The 15,922-nt window shown below is 45.7% G+C and carries 13 protein-coding genes; 9 read left to right on the top strand and 4 right to left on the bottom strand.

Features of this window, described 5'->3' with window-relative positions; all coding sequences use genetic code 11:
- Window positions 1-320 precede the first annotated feature (320 nt).
- A complete protein-coding gene (locus QFZ48_RS05850; protein WP_429061555.1) occupies window positions 321-2,669 on the top strand; it encodes a TonB-dependent siderophore receptor in 2,349 nt (782 codons plus the stop codon).
- Window positions 2,670-2,727: 58 nt separating this feature from the next.
- Here the strand turns inward: QFZ48_RS05850 and QFZ48_RS05845 are convergent, their stop codons facing one another.
- Complete coding sequence (locus QFZ48_RS05845; protein WP_429061553.1) at window positions 2,728-3,714, bottom strand: NAD(P)H-quinone oxidoreductase; 987 nt, start codon at window positions 3,712-3,714, stop codon at window positions 2,728-2,730.
- A gap of 157 nt (window positions 3,715-3,871) precedes the next feature.
- Between QFZ48_RS05845 and QFZ48_RS05840 the strand changes: the two genes are divergently transcribed.
- Window positions 3,872-4,435 (top strand): DUF1801 domain-containing protein, encoded by a 564-nt coding sequence (locus QFZ48_RS05840; RefSeq protein WP_429061551.1) that lies wholly within the window; start codon window positions 3,872-3,874, stop codon window positions 4,433-4,435.
- 11 nt (window positions 4,436-4,446) lie between these two features.
- Here the strand turns inward: QFZ48_RS05840 and QFZ48_RS05835 are convergent, their stop codons facing one another.
- Complete coding sequence (locus QFZ48_RS05835; protein ID WP_429045019.1) at window positions 4,447-5,508, bottom strand: ArsO family NAD(P)H-dependent flavin-containing monooxygenase; 1,062 nt, start codon at window positions 5,506-5,508, stop codon at window positions 4,447-4,449.
- A 97-nt stretch (window positions 5,509-5,605) separates the two neighbouring features.
- Window positions 5,606-7,822 carry a T9SS type A sorting domain-containing protein gene (locus tag QFZ48_RS05830; RefSeq protein ID WP_429045021.1) on the bottom strand — a complete coding sequence of 739 codons (2,217 nt, stop codon included), beginning with the start codon at window positions 7,820-7,822 and terminating at the stop codon, window positions 5,606-5,608.
- A gap of 457 nt (window positions 7,823-8,279) precedes the next feature.
- Here QFZ48_RS05830 and QFZ48_RS05825 point away from each other — a divergent pair, with 457 nt between their 5' ends.
- Both QFZ48_RS05825 and QFZ48_RS05820 read left to right on the top strand, forming a co-directional pair.
- Window positions 8,280-8,615: an immunity protein YezG family protein gene (locus tag QFZ48_RS05825; RefSeq protein WP_429045023.1), complete on the top strand. Its 336-nt coding sequence runs from the start codon at window positions 8,280-8,282 to the stop codon at window positions 8,613-8,615.
- A gap of 11 nt (window positions 8,616-8,626) precedes the next feature.
- Window positions 8,627-9,361 (top strand): PoNe immunity protein domain-containing protein, encoded by a 735-nt coding sequence (locus QFZ48_RS05820; protein WP_429061549.1) that lies wholly within the window; start codon window positions 8,627-8,629, stop codon window positions 9,359-9,361.
- Between the two features lie 22 nt (window positions 9,362-9,383).
- On the opposite strand, the gene QFZ48_RS05815 is transcribed toward QFZ48_RS05820, so the two are convergent.
- Complete coding sequence (locus QFZ48_RS05815) at window positions 9,384-10,265, bottom strand: helix-turn-helix domain-containing protein (protein WP_429045028.1); 882 nt, start codon at window positions 10,263-10,265, stop codon at window positions 9,384-9,386.
- A 232-nt stretch (window positions 10,266-10,497) separates the two neighbouring features.
- Here QFZ48_RS05815 and QFZ48_RS05810 point away from each other — a divergent pair, with 232 nt between their 5' ends.
- The 5 genes from QFZ48_RS05810 to QFZ48_RS05790 are packed head-to-tail and all read left to right on the top strand — an operon-like array spanning window position 10,498 to window position 15,869.
- A complete protein-coding gene (locus QFZ48_RS05810; RefSeq protein WP_429045030.1) occupies window positions 10,498-12,144 on the top strand; it encodes an alpha-L-fucosidase in 1,647 nt (548 codons plus the stop codon).
- Between the two features lie 46 nt (window positions 12,145-12,190).
- Window positions 12,191-13,459 carry an L-fucose:H+ symporter permease gene (gene fucP / locus QFZ48_RS05805; RefSeq protein ID WP_429061547.1) on the top strand — a complete coding sequence of 423 codons (1,269 nt, stop codon included), beginning with the start codon at window positions 12,191-12,193 and terminating at the stop codon, window positions 13,457-13,459.
- Window positions 13,460-13,476: 17 nt separating this feature from the next.
- Window positions 13,477-14,493, top strand: a complete 1,017-nt coding sequence (locus tag QFZ48_RS05800) for an aldo/keto reductase (protein ID WP_429061546.1) — start codon at window positions 13,477-13,479, stop codon at window positions 14,491-14,493.
- Between the two features lie 14 nt (window positions 14,494-14,507).
- Complete coding sequence (locus QFZ48_RS05795; protein WP_370909472.1) at window positions 14,508-14,843, top strand: L-rhamnose mutarotase; 336 nt, start codon at window positions 14,508-14,510, stop codon at window positions 14,841-14,843.
- A gap of 9 nt (window positions 14,844-14,852) precedes the next feature.
- Window positions 14,853-15,869 (top strand): zinc-binding alcohol dehydrogenase family protein, encoded by a 1,017-nt coding sequence (locus QFZ48_RS05790; protein ID WP_429061543.1) that lies wholly within the window; start codon window positions 14,853-14,855, stop codon window positions 15,867-15,869.
- Window positions 15,870-15,922: the final 53 nt, after the last annotated feature.

The raw sequence follows: 15,922 nt of genomic DNA, 5'->3' as shown, positions 1-15,922 counted from the left end.
TCTTCTCCACAAATGTCCATTGATCTGGCGGCCTGAATAAGAGCGTAAATGAGTGTTTTTGAAAACAGGTATTTATACCTGTTTAGGGAGATATAGCGGGTATTTATATCTGCTTCCTGTTACTTTATGTGGCTTGCGCTAAAACGTTTTTTCCGTATTGCGTAAACCTTTTTCCCGAATTCATAACCTCGCCCGGAGTATCGCCGTTAATTTCGCGCCTGAATTTTAAACCGAAATAACCGACCTATATGTTTTTATTTATCAACCGGATAACGGTGTACTTATGCTTTCTATGTACTGTTTGCTTTTCCGTGAATGCAATGGCTGATACTGAGCCCTTATCCGCTATCCGCGGCCTGGTAGTTACCTCCGACGGAACGCCTGCCGCTTATGTAGCTGTACAGATCAAAGAAAAAAACAGGGGCACACTCACCAATGAAAAGGGCGAATTTGTATTCAAAAAACTGGCGCCCGGAAAGTACACCTTGCAGGTGATGCTGATCGGGTACAAAACAATGTCGCAGGAAGTAATAGTAGAACAGGACCAGATTGTGCAGATGAAACTGCAGCTCGAAGCTTCCGATAAACAATTGAAAGAAGTAATTGTAAGCGGTGCAAGAAACCGGTATAAGAACGACAGTCTTTCCGGATCACTGCGACTGAGAACGCCTATCCTCGAAGTGCCACAGAATATCCAGGTAATATCTGCCAATGTAATTGCCGATCAGCAGGCATTTGACCTGGTAGATGGTATCACCCGTAATGTAAGCGGGGCCACACGTGTAGGCCATTGGGATAATCAGTATGCGAATATCAGGATGCGCGGTTCCAAGATCCCCGCTTTCCGTAATGGTATGAATATAGAAGCCAGCTGGGGACCCACAGCAGAAGATGCCGCTATGATTGACCGTGTTGAGTTTGTAAAAGGACCGGCAGGCTTTATGCTGGCAGGTGGTGAGCCGGGTGGCTTTTATAACGTGGTTACCAAAAAACCGACCGGGATTACCAAAGGTGCAGCCAGCATCAGCATGGGAAGTTTCAGTACTTACCGCGCCGCGCTCGACTTTGACGGTAAACTGAGCAAAGATGGTAAACTGCTGTACCGCCTCAATGTGGCCGGTCAGCAAAAGGATTATTATACCAAATACAACTTCAACAACCGTTACCTGTTTGCGCCGGTATTAAAATACCTGGTAGACGATCGTACTTCTGTTACGCTGGAATATACCTACCAGGGATCAACCTACCTGGCGAATGGTAACTATGTTTTCTCCGGCAAAAAATTGTTGGATGAAGATATCTCGAATGATTTCTTTTACGGAGATCCATCCCTCACGCCTGGTAAACTGAAGGATCACAGTGTGTACCTGTACTTTGATCATAAGATGAATGATAAGTGGGAAGCGCATGCGCAGGTAGCTTATTTCAACTTCGGTATGGAGGCAAACAGTATATGGGCTTCCAAAGTAGATAGTGCAGGGAATATGGGCAGAACTTTCAGTGTGGCAGATGAAGCGGGGGAGAACCGTTTTGCGCAGGCTTCCATTTCCGGCGAAGAGTATACAGGTACGGTGCGGCACAGGATACTGGCGGGTGTAGATATGGGGAATAAAAAGTTTTGGGGAGATTTCAGAACATTGGCCAATATCGATATGGTGGGGGATAAAAAATTCAATGTATATAACCCTGTATACAGCATTCCTATTGGTACCCTGCCTGCTATAGACCGCAGCCAGAGTGTAAAAACAAGAGCAGGTGGCAGTAACTATGTGAGCTCAGTAAACTATACCTCGGCTTACATACAGGATGAACTGGGCTTTTTTAACAACAGGTTACGTTTATCGTTAGCCGGGCGTTTCACCTACGCAGAAACGGTTGGCAAAACCAAGGCGCTTGCTATTAAGGATAATGTGTTTACTCCCCGCGTTGGCCTGAGCTATTCTGTAGATAAATCCACCACCATTTACGGTTTGTTTGATCAGTCGTTTGTACCTGTGCCTGGAGCTGATTCCAACCAGAACGCATTTAAGCCTATTAAGGGAGTGGATGTGGAAGCTGGTGTGAAGAAGGAATGGTCTGAAGGCAGGTGGGTAGCATCAGCTACGGTATACCGTATTGCCAGGCAAAACTCGCTCGTAAGCCTGAATATGAAAGACAGTCGCGGTGCAGATGTACAGGAGCAACTTGGTGAAACACTCACCAAAGGTGTGGAAATTGACATTGCCGGGGAAATACTACCTGGATTAAATGCCACGCTGAACTATGCTTACACCGATTCAAAGATCTCCAAGGAATCACCTACAGCCACAACGAAAACAGTAGGTAATATCACGCCTAATACGGCTACGCATATTACCAATGCCTGGCTGAACTACCGTATTGGCAAAGGAGTTTTGAATGGCCTCGGTGTTACAGGCGGCATTCAGTGGATGGCTGATCGCTACGTAGGAAGCGCCACAAAAGTGTTCTCTATTCCCAATTACTTCCGTACAGATGCGGGTTTGAGCTACGTTAAAGGAAAGTACAGTGTTTCATTACTGGTGAATAACCTGCTCGATAACCAGCGGCTGCTCACTGCTGCTTCTATACCTACTACTGCTACCGGGTTTTATAATTATATAGTAGAGGCCCGTCGTAACTTCAGGATGACGATCGGTTACCGCTTTTGATATCTTACTAAAATGAATAAAAACAAAAGGTGTACTGCTCATAGTACACCTTTTGTTTTTATTCATTTACCAGCACTATTTTACCGGTATGTTCACTGCTGGCCATTAGCCGGTGCGCTTCCGCAGCCTCCTTAAAAGGGAACGTAGCGTATATCAATGGCAGGAATTTTTCAGCTGCTATCAATGGCCACACATGCTGGCGGATATCAGCCGCCAATGCTTTTTTATAATTGTATTCCCTGCTCCGGAGTGTACTACCGGTGATGGTGATACGTTTCTGCATGACCGTGGAGATATTTACTTCTGCCAGGTTGCCCCCCATAGAGTTGATGTACACCAGCCGTCCTTCCGGGTTAAGGACAGCAAGATTTTTACCGAGATATTTTCCTCCCACCATATCCAGTATAACATCTATGCCCGTTGTGGCCAGTTCCTCCTCAAAATCCTGTTTTTTATAATTGATATATTGCGTAGCCCCCAGCCTGATGCAGGCTTGTCCTTTCTCTTCTGTACCTACTGTTACCCATACTTTGCTGTTTAATGCATGTGCCAGTTGTATGGCGGTAATACCAATACCGCTGGAACCTCCATGAACCAGCAACGTTTCTCCCGGCATTAATTTAGCGCGTTGAAAAACATTGCTCCACACGGTGAAAACAGTTTCAGGTAAACTGGCAGCCTCGGCAAAGCTGAGACCTTCCGGAACCGGCAGGCATTGCCCTTCTTTTACGGTCACATATGCTGCATATCCGCCGCCTGCCAGCAGTGCGCATACTTTGTCGCCGGGCGACCACATGGTAACACCCGCACCGCAACTCACCACCGTGCCGGCCACTTCCAGGCCGGGAATATCCGGCGGCACGCCGGGAGGCGCCGGGTATTTGCCTTCGCGTTGCGACAGGTCGGCCCGGTTTAGTCCGGCAGCACGCACCTCAATCAATACTTCTTCCTGCCCCGGCGCCGGTGTGGCATATTCCTGTAACTGCAATACCTCAGGTCCGCCCGGCTGGGTAATAACGATGGCTTTCATGACGAATGATTTCATCAAAAATCGGTGTTTCTTTTGGATTATGCTTCTTTTATCCGGGGTTAAAATATTGAAGTTCTGCGACCAGGAAGTCGCAAATGGCCCTGTATAATGTCGCGTTAATGCCTTGTGCAAACACCCGGATTATGCTAATTTTAAGAAAGAATTCAGCGATATGAAAACAGGTAACGACATTGATCAGTATATCGCCGGTTTTCCGGAGGAAACCCAGGCGCTGTTGCAGCAAATAAGGGCGGCTATCAGAAAAATTGCGCCTGCCGCAGAAGAGAAGATAAGTTATGGTATTCCAACTTTTGCGTTAAACGGCAACCTGGTCCATTTCGCAGGATATAAACATCACATCGGTTTTTATCCTGCTCCTTCTGGTATTAAAGCATTTGAAAAAGAACTTTCCGTTTATAAGAATTCCAAAGGCGCCGTGCAGTTTCCATTGGATCAACCTCTTCCTATTTCCCTGATCAATAAAATAGTAAAATTCAGGGTGAAAGAAAGCCAGGAGAAAAATACCAGCAGGCATACCAGCGCTCCCGGGGAGCTTTTTGCTTCGCTGGCTGCCCCCGCCCGCCGCGCGTTGGAGAGTAAAGGAATAAGAACCGTACAGCAGCTTTCTAAATTCAGCGAAGCCGATATACTGGCGCTTCATGGCATGGGAAAAAGTTCCCTGCCGAAGTTGCGGAATGCGCTGAAAGAAAAAGGATTGTCGTTTAAGGGAGTGTAGAAGGATGTTTATTACTGCAGGAAGCTGCTTAGTTCCTCCACGGTTTGCCTGGCGGTTCTGCCTACACCAATAAGCGTGGCAGAAGCAAAGCCGGTCCACGATCCATAGCCGGTTAGCCAAAGACCGGTAATATCCGTTGCTTTTGTTCCGTTTGTTTTAATCCGTTCATCCGGTTGAATGATTCCCAAAGGGGCCAGGTGCGCTAACGCCGGCCGGAACCCGGTACAAAAAATAACGGCATCTACGGGTTCCTGTTGGCCTGTGTTCCACGCTATTCCATCGGGATAGAAATGATCAAATGCGGGAAGAAAATGTTCGTACACGCCTCTTTCCCTTGCTTCTTTTACAGCAGGCACCATTACAATATGTCCCAGTGATGGAGGCTGGTAATCCCTGCCTTGCTGCCGGGCTTCATATTGTTGAGTGGCCGCATCAAAAAGATATTTGCCATCAATATTATCCGGTAAAAATTCGGGCGGTTGCTTTGTGATCCACAGGGTAGATGCTACTTTGGAAACCTCCGCCAGGATTTGTGCGCCGGAGTTGCCTTCGCCTGCAATGGCCACACGTTTTCCTGAAAAGCTTCCCGGTTCCTGGTATTGCGCCGAATGAAGTATAGTACCTTTAAAAGAGCCGGCTCCGGGAATAGCAGGAATAAACGGATTGGCATAACTGCCCGTGGCGCTCACAATTGCTTTTGCGTGATATGGACCGGCAGTGGTGGTTAAAATAAAAGTTCCTTCCTCTTTCTCTACAGATGTAACCTTTACCGGCCTCACTACCGGGAATTTATACCTCAACTCATACTCCTGCAAATACCTGATGGTTTCTGCGCGGCTGGGATAATGATGCTGGCCTCCCGGCATAAAAACGCCCGGAAGTGAGCTCCATTGCGCCGGGGAAAATAACGCAAGTGATTTCCAGGTATGCTGCCAGCTGCCTCCCGGAAGAGGGGCGGCATCCAGGAGGATATATTTCAGCGTGGTTCTGCGAAGATAATAGGCCACGGATAAAGCGCTTTGTCCGCCGCCGATAATGATTACGTCGTATATGTTTTGCTTGTCGTCTGTCATGCTTATTTCCTGTCAGTAGTAATATCTAAGTTAACGATTTGCTTTAAAGAAAAGCCCGCTCATTGAGCGGGCTCCTTCAAACCTGGCCGGGCCGGAATTAATGTTTAATAAATTTATAGGTATGATTTATTTCTGTGGATGTAACCTTTAAGTAATACGTGCCGGGTATTAGTTCGGCGATGTTAATTGACATACCTAATGCCGTTTTCATTCGCTGACCGTCGTTGTCGTACACCTCAAGGTTAGCGTTGTTGTTCAGCCCCCTGATATAAAGCCTGTTGCCCACCGGGTTGGGATACAGGGAAATGTGCTGTTTTGCAGTTTTGGCGGTGTTCATCATATTGATGCGCACATGGTTCATGCCTGCTACCAGGCTATCGGTGGAATCAACATCCGGAAGACCATTTTTTTCGCGGAGCAATTGGAAAAGATGATCCGGCCGCACCACGATATGGTTTGAATCAAGTGAATTCATTACGTTCTTAAAGTTCGTAGGCTTCACATCCTGCCAGGGTTGCGCCTGTATAATCATGAACCTCGGTGATGTTCCATTCCACCCTGCAGAGGCAGCGGCAATAGCATCCTTCATGGCTTGTTCCCCGGTGCAGTAATTGCACGAAAGGGGCAACCCGGGCAGTGTTTGATTGTAGATGCTGAGGGGGCCGCCTGTATTCTGCGCTGTTAACCCAAGTAATGATGGCGCGTAGGTGGCAAAGCTCTCTCCAACATTTTGGTTAATGCCACCGGTAATGGTGTTCCAGATAGTGACCACCCGGAACCCTGCTCTTTTATTATAATCTTCGGTTTTAGCAACAAATTGATTGAGTGTATTTTGATCCGGGAAATTATTGGGGTATACATAACCGTACCCGGACGGACCGGAAATAAGATTATCATTATCCGTAGCAGTTTGATGATAGAAGTTCAACGCTCCCGGCATGGCATCCAGCATCGCCGGAGAAAGCGTCCACCCGATGGGAACCGAGCCACGGTCAGGATTGTTCCAGAGCTTGCGCATCAGGTGTTCAACATATTGAAGATTGTCGCCGTCACTTAATATAAACGCCACATAAATTTTGTTTTTCAGGATTGGTTTTGGCGGTATAGGTTTAACATTAACGGTTCTGGGCATACCGCTATGAACCGTTAAATTAGTAGCATAATCGCTGGCAATGGTGGCTATTCCATAGGTAGATGCTCTTGTTACACCGGAGCCTTCTTCAGGCCACCAGCCCATGAAATTTGCCCCCGCCGGCATGGAGGCTAAGAAATTGTTCAGCAGTTCACTTTCACCTGCCACCCGCGGGTCCAGCCATATTACTGCGGCGCCAAGGGCAGTGGCATATTCCCGCAGGGAACCCTGATGTACTTCCGGGCTTAACCCGATTAACAGCCGGTGATCCAGTGTGGGCCAGTAAGTGTTATACAACGTTTGGTATACCTGCAGGTTACTGGTAAACTGGCCACGTAAATCCATCAATACGGGGAAATTATAAGGGGCAGCCGTTAACCGTGATAATAAGGATGGGGAGGCGATGAGCGCCTTTTTATTTTTTGCCAGCATAGTGGCCAGGTTAACGGTGGCCGTCTGCGCCGGATCATACACGATCAGGCCGGATATCTCCGTACGGTACTTGGTGATAAGCGCCCACCGGTCGGTATATTCTGTCCAGGTTAAACCCAATGACTGCATCCAGGTGTATGGCCCTTCTGCAAAGGCATCGCCTTCATAGGAAAAGAGCCGCGGCTGCGTGCGGTTGACGATGCCTTTCAGGGAAGTGAATAAATAGGTTTCTGCGGTGGCGTTATCCTGCTGTACACCCACCCAGTCCACTTTTATATAAGCGCCTCCTCTCCAGAACACACGCAATTCAATAGCGTGACTATCGGCCGGCATAGTGAAGGGCAATTTAAAACTTGTGTAATTGGATGCTACAGGGAATTGCTGACGGGTAATAGCCTTAAACGCCAGGATCGCACCGGTGGTAGCATCCCTCACATCGATATCGACGATAGAGTCGTTATTAGCCGTATTATTATCCGTTTTCATCCTGAACTCGGCAATATTCGCTCCTGCCGTAACGCTGTTGTCGTAAGGACCGTAAATCATATGCTCATTCGCCGCATCGATTCCTACCTGGCAAAGCCAGCCATCGCTTTCTAAACGCCCCGTATGATGGCTGAGAGACGGGCCTTCACCTTCCCAACGCCAGGACCGTTGAGAGGTGCCGTTATTATAAAATAAATCCAGGCTGCTTGCCGTTGCCGGAAACGAAGGCAGCAGCTGACCCGCAGGCCAGGTTATCTGAGCCATGGAAGTCGTTGTCATCAGCATCAATAAAGAAAAGAGCAATGCTCTGCGGGTTAAATAAGGGTTCAATTTGTGGGTCATCGTGGATAGAATTTGGGTCATAGAATAAAAATCAGAATATCAAGGGTTTATTGGTTGCGATCCGTCACGCTCACGGTATCCCCGGCATCGGTAGCCTGCCTGTTTCTGTTAACAAAGTGCCGGTGCAGCACATACATAAAATAGGGTAATTAAACCAGATTTTTCAATTTTTATTATCGACGGTTAAATCTTGTTTTCATTTTCTTACAATTTCATCTGGCAGCAGCTTTCCAAATTTGTGGTATAAAATTATTTAGCGTGGTAAGGTGTGTTTTTTAAGGTCTTTTATTCCGTGATTATTGTTTGTACTAATCCTTTTAATGTTTAAATTACAAGAACTGTTTGACGGTTTAAATGTAATTATCAAAAAAAACAGATTATGACGGTAGATGAGATTTATTTGGCCATTGCAAAGAATATTTCCAGCGTAATAAAAGAAGACTGGCAAAGCGCCGTATTAAACCTGGAAGTACTGGATGGAATGGTTAGTAATACCGGAACTTACATAAATACCTCCCATGAGGAAAAGCAAATAGATGTCGACGAATTTGATTTCCAGTTGACATTTGATATTCTTGAACTCCGCAGTATTACCACCGAAGGTGAAAACAACAAATGGAACAAAGCTATTTTTAGATTGGAGTCCGATGGTAAATTCAATATGGAGTTTATCTGGGATCAGCAGTTACATGACCAGGTTGAAAAACTAAGCTAGTTAATGAAAATATGCATAGAGAACCGTTAAGAGATAGCGCCTATTGGCAAAAATGGATGGACGATTGTATTGAAGCTGTTCATGAACGGCAGGGCAAGCTGAACGTGACACCTTTCCCGGAAAAATGGAAGAAAAATAGCATCACCCAAAATCTCTATTATGATTGTAAAAGACTTATCACTTTAAAATACTCTGGCGGAAGCCCAATAGAGGATATTAAAGCTGATTACCCCCAACTAATAGAAGCATGGGTAGCCTACAACCGGAATATCAGTACAGGGGATAATAAAAAGCATTTATTATTGACACATGATTACTACCGGGTGCTTACCCTTATTAGCTGGGGCATTATCTTTGATGCGCCTGTTGAGCTGTTTCAGCAAATAGCTAATCATCTTCACAGCAACGGAGAGGATGCTTTGATTGAAGCTCTGTTAATAACTAAGCTAACAGACAGAGTCGCAACTGATCAACTTATTTACCCAAAGTCTTTTGAGCTTTTGTACAAAGCGACGCAGGTCAGGGGCGGGGAACAGGTAGCTCTAATCAAAGAATATTTGAGCAGCTGGTATCAGGGTAAGAAGGACTTTATTAACTATGATGCACACAAAGCCAAAGGTGAAGGAGGTTTTGAAGGATACTGGAGTTTTGAAACGGCTGCTGTGGTTATATTGTATAATATTGATGATAGCAGTTTCAGGGACATGGATTTTTATCCGAAAGATATAGTTGCCGTTAGAAGATGAATATTGCCTCACTCTCCAACATCTAAAAACCAATCATATCCATTTGTTTTTTGTAATTCCCCGGAGACATTCCCGTAATTTTTTTAAAAATTTTAGAGAAATAAAATACGTTCTCAAAACCTGTTTGCGTAGCAATGTCAGCAAAGGTCATCTGCGTGGTTACAATCAGGTACTGCGCTCTTTCAATTCTTTTTTCATGGATGTACCTTACCGGCCTTTCTCCGGTGTGTTGATGAAAAAGGCGTGAAAAATAATCTGTATGCAGGTTCGCTCTTTTTGCCAGCGAGGTGACCGATAAATCGCGGTTCAGGTTTAATTGAATATAACTGATGGCGTTTAGAATTTTAACCGGCACATGACCGCCGTCTTTGTGTGTAAGTATTTCCTGTGTCAGAAAGCGTGAAACTAGCTGGAGCAGAATACCGTGTGTTTCCGCGAATGTGGACATGCTTTGCCGGTTATTCAATTCCTGGTATTCTTTGTAGAAAATATTTTTTTCATACACCCTTGGATTGTCAGAGCGATTAATGCCCCTGCCGGGGTTTATTTCCAGCAAACGCGCAAAATTCAGTATATCGATTTCAGTTGCTTTTACTTTAAGAATGGACCTGTTATTCTCAAACAAAGAAATGCCATCCGATGATTCCTCAAAAAACTGGACGAAAAACTGGCTGAGATGGTGGGGGCAAACAAGGTTACATAATGTGAAGCTTGGTATGATGTACAGAAAACCGGGCTCAAGTTTGATCTTCGCAGAAACATCCCAGATTTCCCCTTCTCCGCCGTCGATATAGTATAGCCTGAAATACGGGCTGATCACATTTTTGTAATTCCACCTGGAGTCGAGCTTTACGTGATCAACGTTCAATAACGTGAATGTATGTTTTAGTGCTCTTTTAATCATACCGTGCAATTAATTGTTGAATGGCCTGTCGAGGAAAGCTGCTTTCACTTTTCCGGTATCCTGTTTTTCCCAATATTTCGGTTTCACCACCACAATAATAAGCAAATAGTCGGTTTTGTATAAAGAAAAGTCCTATTAAGCCAAATGTTTGATAAGTATTTCGGAGTAAGTTTGATTTATCAATATCATTCGCCATTAAAGGCTTGTGTTGAGCTAATAAAAAATAAATTCCATGAAAAGAAGAACGCTGATAAAGGGCCTGGCTACAGGTTTGTCATCTTTATATCTATCTAATCTTTATGCTCACCGTTTGTTAACATCTCAGTCTATTCCACGTATGGCGCCCGGTCCATTTCAACCTACCTGGGATTCACTGGGGAAATACCAGGTACCGGATTGGTTCAGGGATGCAAAGTTTGGGATCTGGGCTCACTGGGGGCCGCAATGCCAGCCGGAACGCGGCGATTGGTACGCCCGTGGTATGTACCAGGAAGGTGGCGATCAGTATAAATTTCATCTGCAGAAATATGGACACCCTTCAAAATTTGGTTTTAAGGATGTCATAAACGACTGGAAGGCGGAGAACTGGAACCCGGGAGAATTGGTTGCCTTATACAAAAAAGCCGGCGCCAAATATTTTATGGCCATGGCCAATCACCACGATAATTTTGATCTGTACGACAGCAAATATCACAAGTGGAATTCCACTAAACTGGGACCCAAAAAAGATCTTATCGGAGGCTGGGCAAAAGCAGCGAAAGAACAGGGACTGCCCTTTGGCGTAACGGTTCATGCCTCTCACGCGTGGACCTGGTATGAGGTGGCGCAGCGTTCCGACAAATCCGGTCCTTATGCAGGTGTGCCTTATGATGGCAAACTGACTAAAGCCGATGGCAGCAATAAATGGTGGAATGGTTATGATCCGCAGGAACTATATGCCCAAAATCATGCGTTGAGTAAGGACAGCCTGAATGATGGCAGTATGGGCGACCGCTGGTATTGGGGGAATGGAGCAAGTGTGCCTGACAAGGCGTACTGCGATAATTTTGTAAACCGGACTATTGACCTCATCGATAAGTATGGTCCTGAACTCGTTTATTTTGATGATAATGCGCTGCCGCTTTGGCCGGTGAGTGATGCCGGATTAAGAGTAGCAGCACATCTTTATAACACCAGTATCAAAAAACACGGAAAATTGCAGGCTGCGTTGTTCGGTAAAATGTTAGACGAACAGCAACGCAAATGCATGATCTGGGATATTGAGCGTGGACAGAGTAACCAGATAGAGCCTCTGCCCTGGCAAACGGATACCTGTATTGGCGGGTGGCACTACGATCGCCGTTTGTATGATAACAAAGGATATAAAAGCGCCAAAACGGTGATACATACGCTTGCCGATGTGGTAAGTAAGAACGGGAACCTATTGCTGAACGTGCCTGTACGTGGTGACGGCAGCATCGATAGTGAAGAACAGGCTGTAGTGGAACAGGTGGCAGAATGGATGAAGGTCAACAGCGAAGCCATTTACAGCACCCGTCCCTGGAAAGTATTTGGCGAAGGGCCTGCCATGGAATCGGTGGTAGCTTTGAGCGCACAGGGCTTTAACGAAGGAAAGGGCAAACCATTTGGACCGGGAGATATTCGCTTTACGGCGAAAGGCAAAACGCTTTATGCGGTGATGCTGGGATGGCCGGCAGATAAAACTGCATTGGTTAAAACATTAGCGAATGGTCAGGTTGGAAAAGTAAGCCAGGTAAGCCTGTTGGGAAATGACCGACTGAGTTTTGAACAAACATCCGAAGGGTTGAAGGTGCAGTTGCCGGAACAACCGCCGTGCAAAGAGGCATTTGTGTTAAAAATTGAAGGAGCGATTGTATAGATGTTTTTTCACCCAACCAGTTACCTGTAAAATTTAAGACGTTCATATGGCAAAGTCCCATACTCTTTTCCCGTTTATATTGATTACAAGCCTGTTTTTTTTATGGGGCTTTGCACATAACCTGGATCCCATACTTATCCCGCATTTGCAGAAATCATTTACGCTGACAACCGTTCAGGCTACGCTCGTTGATTCTGCTGTGTTCATCGCTTATTTCCTGATGGCACTGCCAGCCGGTTTTATCATGAAAAAATATGGCTATAAAGCGGGCATTATCACCGGTCTGCTGGTGTTTGCATTGGGCTCATTTTTATTTATTCCGGCCGCCAATACGCAGCAGTATGCGTTTTTTCTCATAGCGCTGTTTATAATCGCCTGCGGATTAACTATCCTGGAAACGGCGGCGAATCCTTATGCTTCCTCACTCGGAGATCCTGCCACCTCTACCCAACGGCTTAATCTCGCACAGTCATTTAATGGCCTGGCTACTACACTCGCGCCCGTGATTGGTGCGCGTGTGATACTAACCAAAGGCTACACAGCGGCGCAGTTAAGTGCCATGACGGAAGAAGGCCGGAAGCTGGCCCTTGCCGCCGAGGCGGCCACCGTAAAAATGCCTTATTTTATTCTCGGAAGCGTACTTGTATTAATCGCCGTGATTTTTGCCTTTACCCGTTTGCCGGCTATTCAAACAAATGAAGGTCATGTGGCCAGTAAGAATATTTTTCATGCGTTTAAACACCGTCATTTAACCTGGAGCGTTGTTGCGCAATTCTTTTATGTAGGCGCCCAGGTATGTGTGTTTAGTTTGTTTATTCTGTACGCACCAAAGGCGGCTGGTATATCGGAGGTAAAGGCCGCTGATTATTTAGGGTTATGCGGACTGGCATTTTTAATTGGAAGATTTATCGGTACTTATTTAATGCAATACTACAGTTCCGCAAGGTTATTGGCCGTGTATGCAGTTATCAGTATGCTGCTTTGTTTGATCGCCATCTGGGGAACCGGTATCATCACTGTTTATGCGGTTATTGGCATTTGCTTTTTTATGTCCATTATGTTCCCTACCATTTTTGCGCTGGGCATAAAGGAATTACGCGGCGATACTGAATTTGGAAGTAGTTTAATCATTATGTCTATTGTTGGAGGCGCCGTGTTACCGAGGATATTCGGTTATATAAGCGATGTAACCGGTAATATCCAATATGGTTACGCAGTGCCATTGGCCTGTTTTGCTGTGGTGGCTTATTTCGGATTTAAAGGTCATCTGGTAAAAATGAAGCAGGAGCAATTATCTGTTTCAACTATTCTTTGAAAATAAGTGGCTTTTATATGCAGGAACTCATATTGCCCAAAGTTATTTTTGGTACCAGCGGGTTAGGAAATTTATATGTGGCGCTACCGGATGAAGTGAAGTTATCTATCGTTAAGGAGAGCATCAAACACTCTCCAAAGCCAGTTGTATTTGATTCGGCCGGTAAATATGGCGCCGGCCTGGCACTGGAGGCGCTGGGCCGCAGCCTGGAACAATTGCTGATCAGTCCTTCGGATGTGCTGATCAGCAACAAACTGGGTTGGTTGCGCACGGCATTAAAAACAACCGAACCCACTTTTGAGCCGGGGATATGGAAAAACCTGGAACATGATGCCATTCAGCATATAAGCTATGATGGTATCCTGGAATGCTATGAGCAGGGAAATAAACTGCTCGGTAACTATAACGCGCAGCTGGTATCTGTACATGATCCCGATGAATACCTCGCCGCATCAAAGGATGAGCAGGAGCAAAAGCAACGCTACCAGGATATATTGGATGCTTACCGTGCTTTACATGAATTAAAAGCAGCGGGCAGGGTGAGGGCTATCGGCGTGGGGGCAAAAGACTGGCGGGTAATAGCCCGGATAGTTAAGGATGTAAAGCTCGACTGGGTAATGATTGCGAATAGCATGACTATTCACAGTCATCCCGCGGCGTTGGTGGATTTTATGCTGGAACTTGAGCAACAGGGCATCACAGTCATAAATTCTTCTGTTTTTAACGGAGGTTTTCTAACAGGATCTGCTTATTATAATTATCAGTTAACAGACCCGGAAAAAGACAAAAATTTATATCACTGGCGACAGCAGTTTTACCAGTTGTGCCAGGATTATAAAATAAAACCGGTAGCCGCCTGCGCAGTTTTTGGCATGAATGCACCCGGCGTAAGGAGTATCGCTTTGAATACAACACAGGCAGAAAGGGTAGCACAGAATGTTGCATTGCCCCACTCCATTATCCCGGAAGGGTTCTGGAAAGAAATGGAAAAGCGTGGACTGATTGACCAGTCCTATGCTGCCAGCTATTTGTAAAGTTAATTAGCACTATGAAAAGATATTGTTTAGCCCTTGATTTAAAGGATGATCCGGAGCTGATAGCAGAATATGATTATTGGCACAGGGCCGGAAATGGTTGGCCGGAAGTAAGAAAAAGCATTCTTGATGCAGGGATCGTGGACATGCAGATTTACAGAACAGGTAACCGCCTGATGATGATCATGGAAACCAATGATCTCTATAATGAGACAGCAAAAAATGCTTCAGATGCTGCCAATCCCAAAGTGCAGGAATGGGAGCAGTTAATGTGGAAGTTTCAGCAGCCTTTGCCCTGGGCAAAGGGAGAAGAGAAATGGGTGATGATGGAACAGATATTTCAACTTTAAAATACTAATATGCGAATAATAGTTTGTGATGAGCCCGGGAAATTAACGCTTAAAGAAGAAAGCCGGTCGCTGCCCGGGGAAGGCTACGCCCAGATCAGGATCCGCAGAATTGGCGTTTGCGGTACGGATTTGCATGCGTTCGAAGGAACACAACCTTATTTTAATTATCCGCGTGTTTTAGGACATGAGCTTTCGGGAGAATTAGTGGAAGCCAATGGAGCAGCAGGGTTTGCAAATGGGGAGATCGTAACGTTTATCCCCTATTTTAACTGTGGGGTTTGCATTGCCTGCAGGTCAGGAAAACCGAATTGCTGTGTTAAAATTAATGTTTGTGGCGTTCATATAGATGGAGGAATGGCGGAATACCTGAATGTGCCTGTCTATTCGTTAATACATGGGGAAGGACTGAGCTACGACGACTTGGCATTGGTGGAGCCGCTGGCTATCGGGGCACATAGTATCAGGCGGGCAGAGGTAAAGCGAGGTGAGTTCGTATTGGTTATTGGCGCCGGCCCTATTGGATTGGGGATCATGGAGTTTGCCCGCATTGCGGGCGGGAAGGTAATTGCCATGGATATGAATGCAAAAAGACTGGAATTTTGCAAAGAAAAGCTGAACGTTGAGCATGTTATAAACGTATCCACCGGAGATGTATCAGCGCAACTGGCTGCTATAACGAACGGCGATATGCCTGCAGTAGTAATAGATGCCACGGGCAGTTTGAAGGCGATCAATAACAGCTTTCAATATATAGCGCATGGCGGCAGATATGTGCTTGTTGGTTTGCAAAAAGGCGAGATCAGTTTCAGTCACCCGGAATTCCACAAGCGGGAAGCCACATTAATGAGCAGCCGTAATGCTACGCGGGAAGACTTTGAACATGTCATCGCCTCTATTAAAAAAGGATGGGTGCAGCCTGCTAATTATATCACGCATCGTATAGCATTTGAAAACATTACCGGTGAATTTGAAGGTTTACTGGATCCGGCTAACGGGGTCATTAAGGCTATCATAGAACTGGAATGATTACAAATTTAATTTCTCCTTAATATAAAACAGGCATTGGTTTTAACAATTAT

Source organism: Chitinophaga sp. W2I13, from assembly GCF_050434005.1.
Taxonomy (GTDB): Bacteria; Bacteroidota; Bacteroidia; order Chitinophagales; family Chitinophagaceae; genus Chitinophaga.
The sequence above is the reverse complement of the archived record's forward strand: the minus strand, read 5'-3'. Positions and strand labels throughout refer to the sequence as shown.

Bases quoted from the DNA above. Each gene is read 5' to 3' on its own strand.
- QFZ48_RS05850 (WP_429061555.1), top strand. From the start codon at position 321: ATGGCTGATACTGAGCCCTTATCCGCTATCCGCGGCCTGGTAGTTACC.
- QFZ48_RS05845 (WP_429061553.1), bottom strand. From the start codon at position 3,714: ATGAAATCATTCGTCATGAAAGCCATCGTTATTACCCAGCCGGGCGGA.
- QFZ48_RS05840 (WP_429061551.1), top strand. From the start codon at position 3,872: ATGAAAACAGGTAACGACATTGATCAGTATATCGCCGGTTTTCCGGAG.
- QFZ48_RS05835 (WP_429045019.1), bottom strand. From the start codon at position 5,508: ATGACAGACGACAAGCAAAACATATACGACGTAATCATTATCGGCGGC.
- QFZ48_RS05830 (WP_429045021.1), bottom strand. From the start codon at position 7,822: ATGGCTCAGATAACCTGGCCTGCGGGTCAGCTGCTGCCTTCGTTTCCG.
- QFZ48_RS05825 (WP_429045023.1), top strand. From the start codon at position 8,280: ATGACGGTAGATGAGATTTATTTGGCCATTGCAAAGAATATTTCCAGC.
- QFZ48_RS05820 (WP_429061549.1), top strand. From the start codon at position 8,627: ATGCATAGAGAACCGTTAAGAGATAGCGCCTATTGGCAAAAATGGATG.
- QFZ48_RS05815 (WP_429045028.1), bottom strand. From the start codon at position 10,265: ATGATTAAAAGAGCACTAAAACATACATTCACGTTATTGAACGTTGAT.
- QFZ48_RS05810 (WP_429045030.1), top strand. From the start codon at position 10,498: ATGAAAAGAAGAACGCTGATAAAGGGCCTGGCTACAGGTTTGTCATCT.
- fucP (WP_429061547.1), top strand. From the start codon at position 12,191: ATGGCAAAGTCCCATACTCTTTTCCCGTTTATATTGATTACAAGCCTG.
- QFZ48_RS05800 (WP_429061546.1), top strand. From the start codon at position 13,477: ATGCAGGAACTCATATTGCCCAAAGTTATTTTTGGTACCAGCGGGTTA.
- QFZ48_RS05795 (WP_370909472.1), top strand. From the start codon at position 14,508: ATGAAAAGATATTGTTTAGCCCTTGATTTAAAGGATGATCCGGAGCTG.
- QFZ48_RS05790 (WP_429061543.1), top strand. From the start codon at position 14,853: ATGCGAATAATAGTTTGTGATGAGCCCGGGAAATTAACGCTTAAAGAA.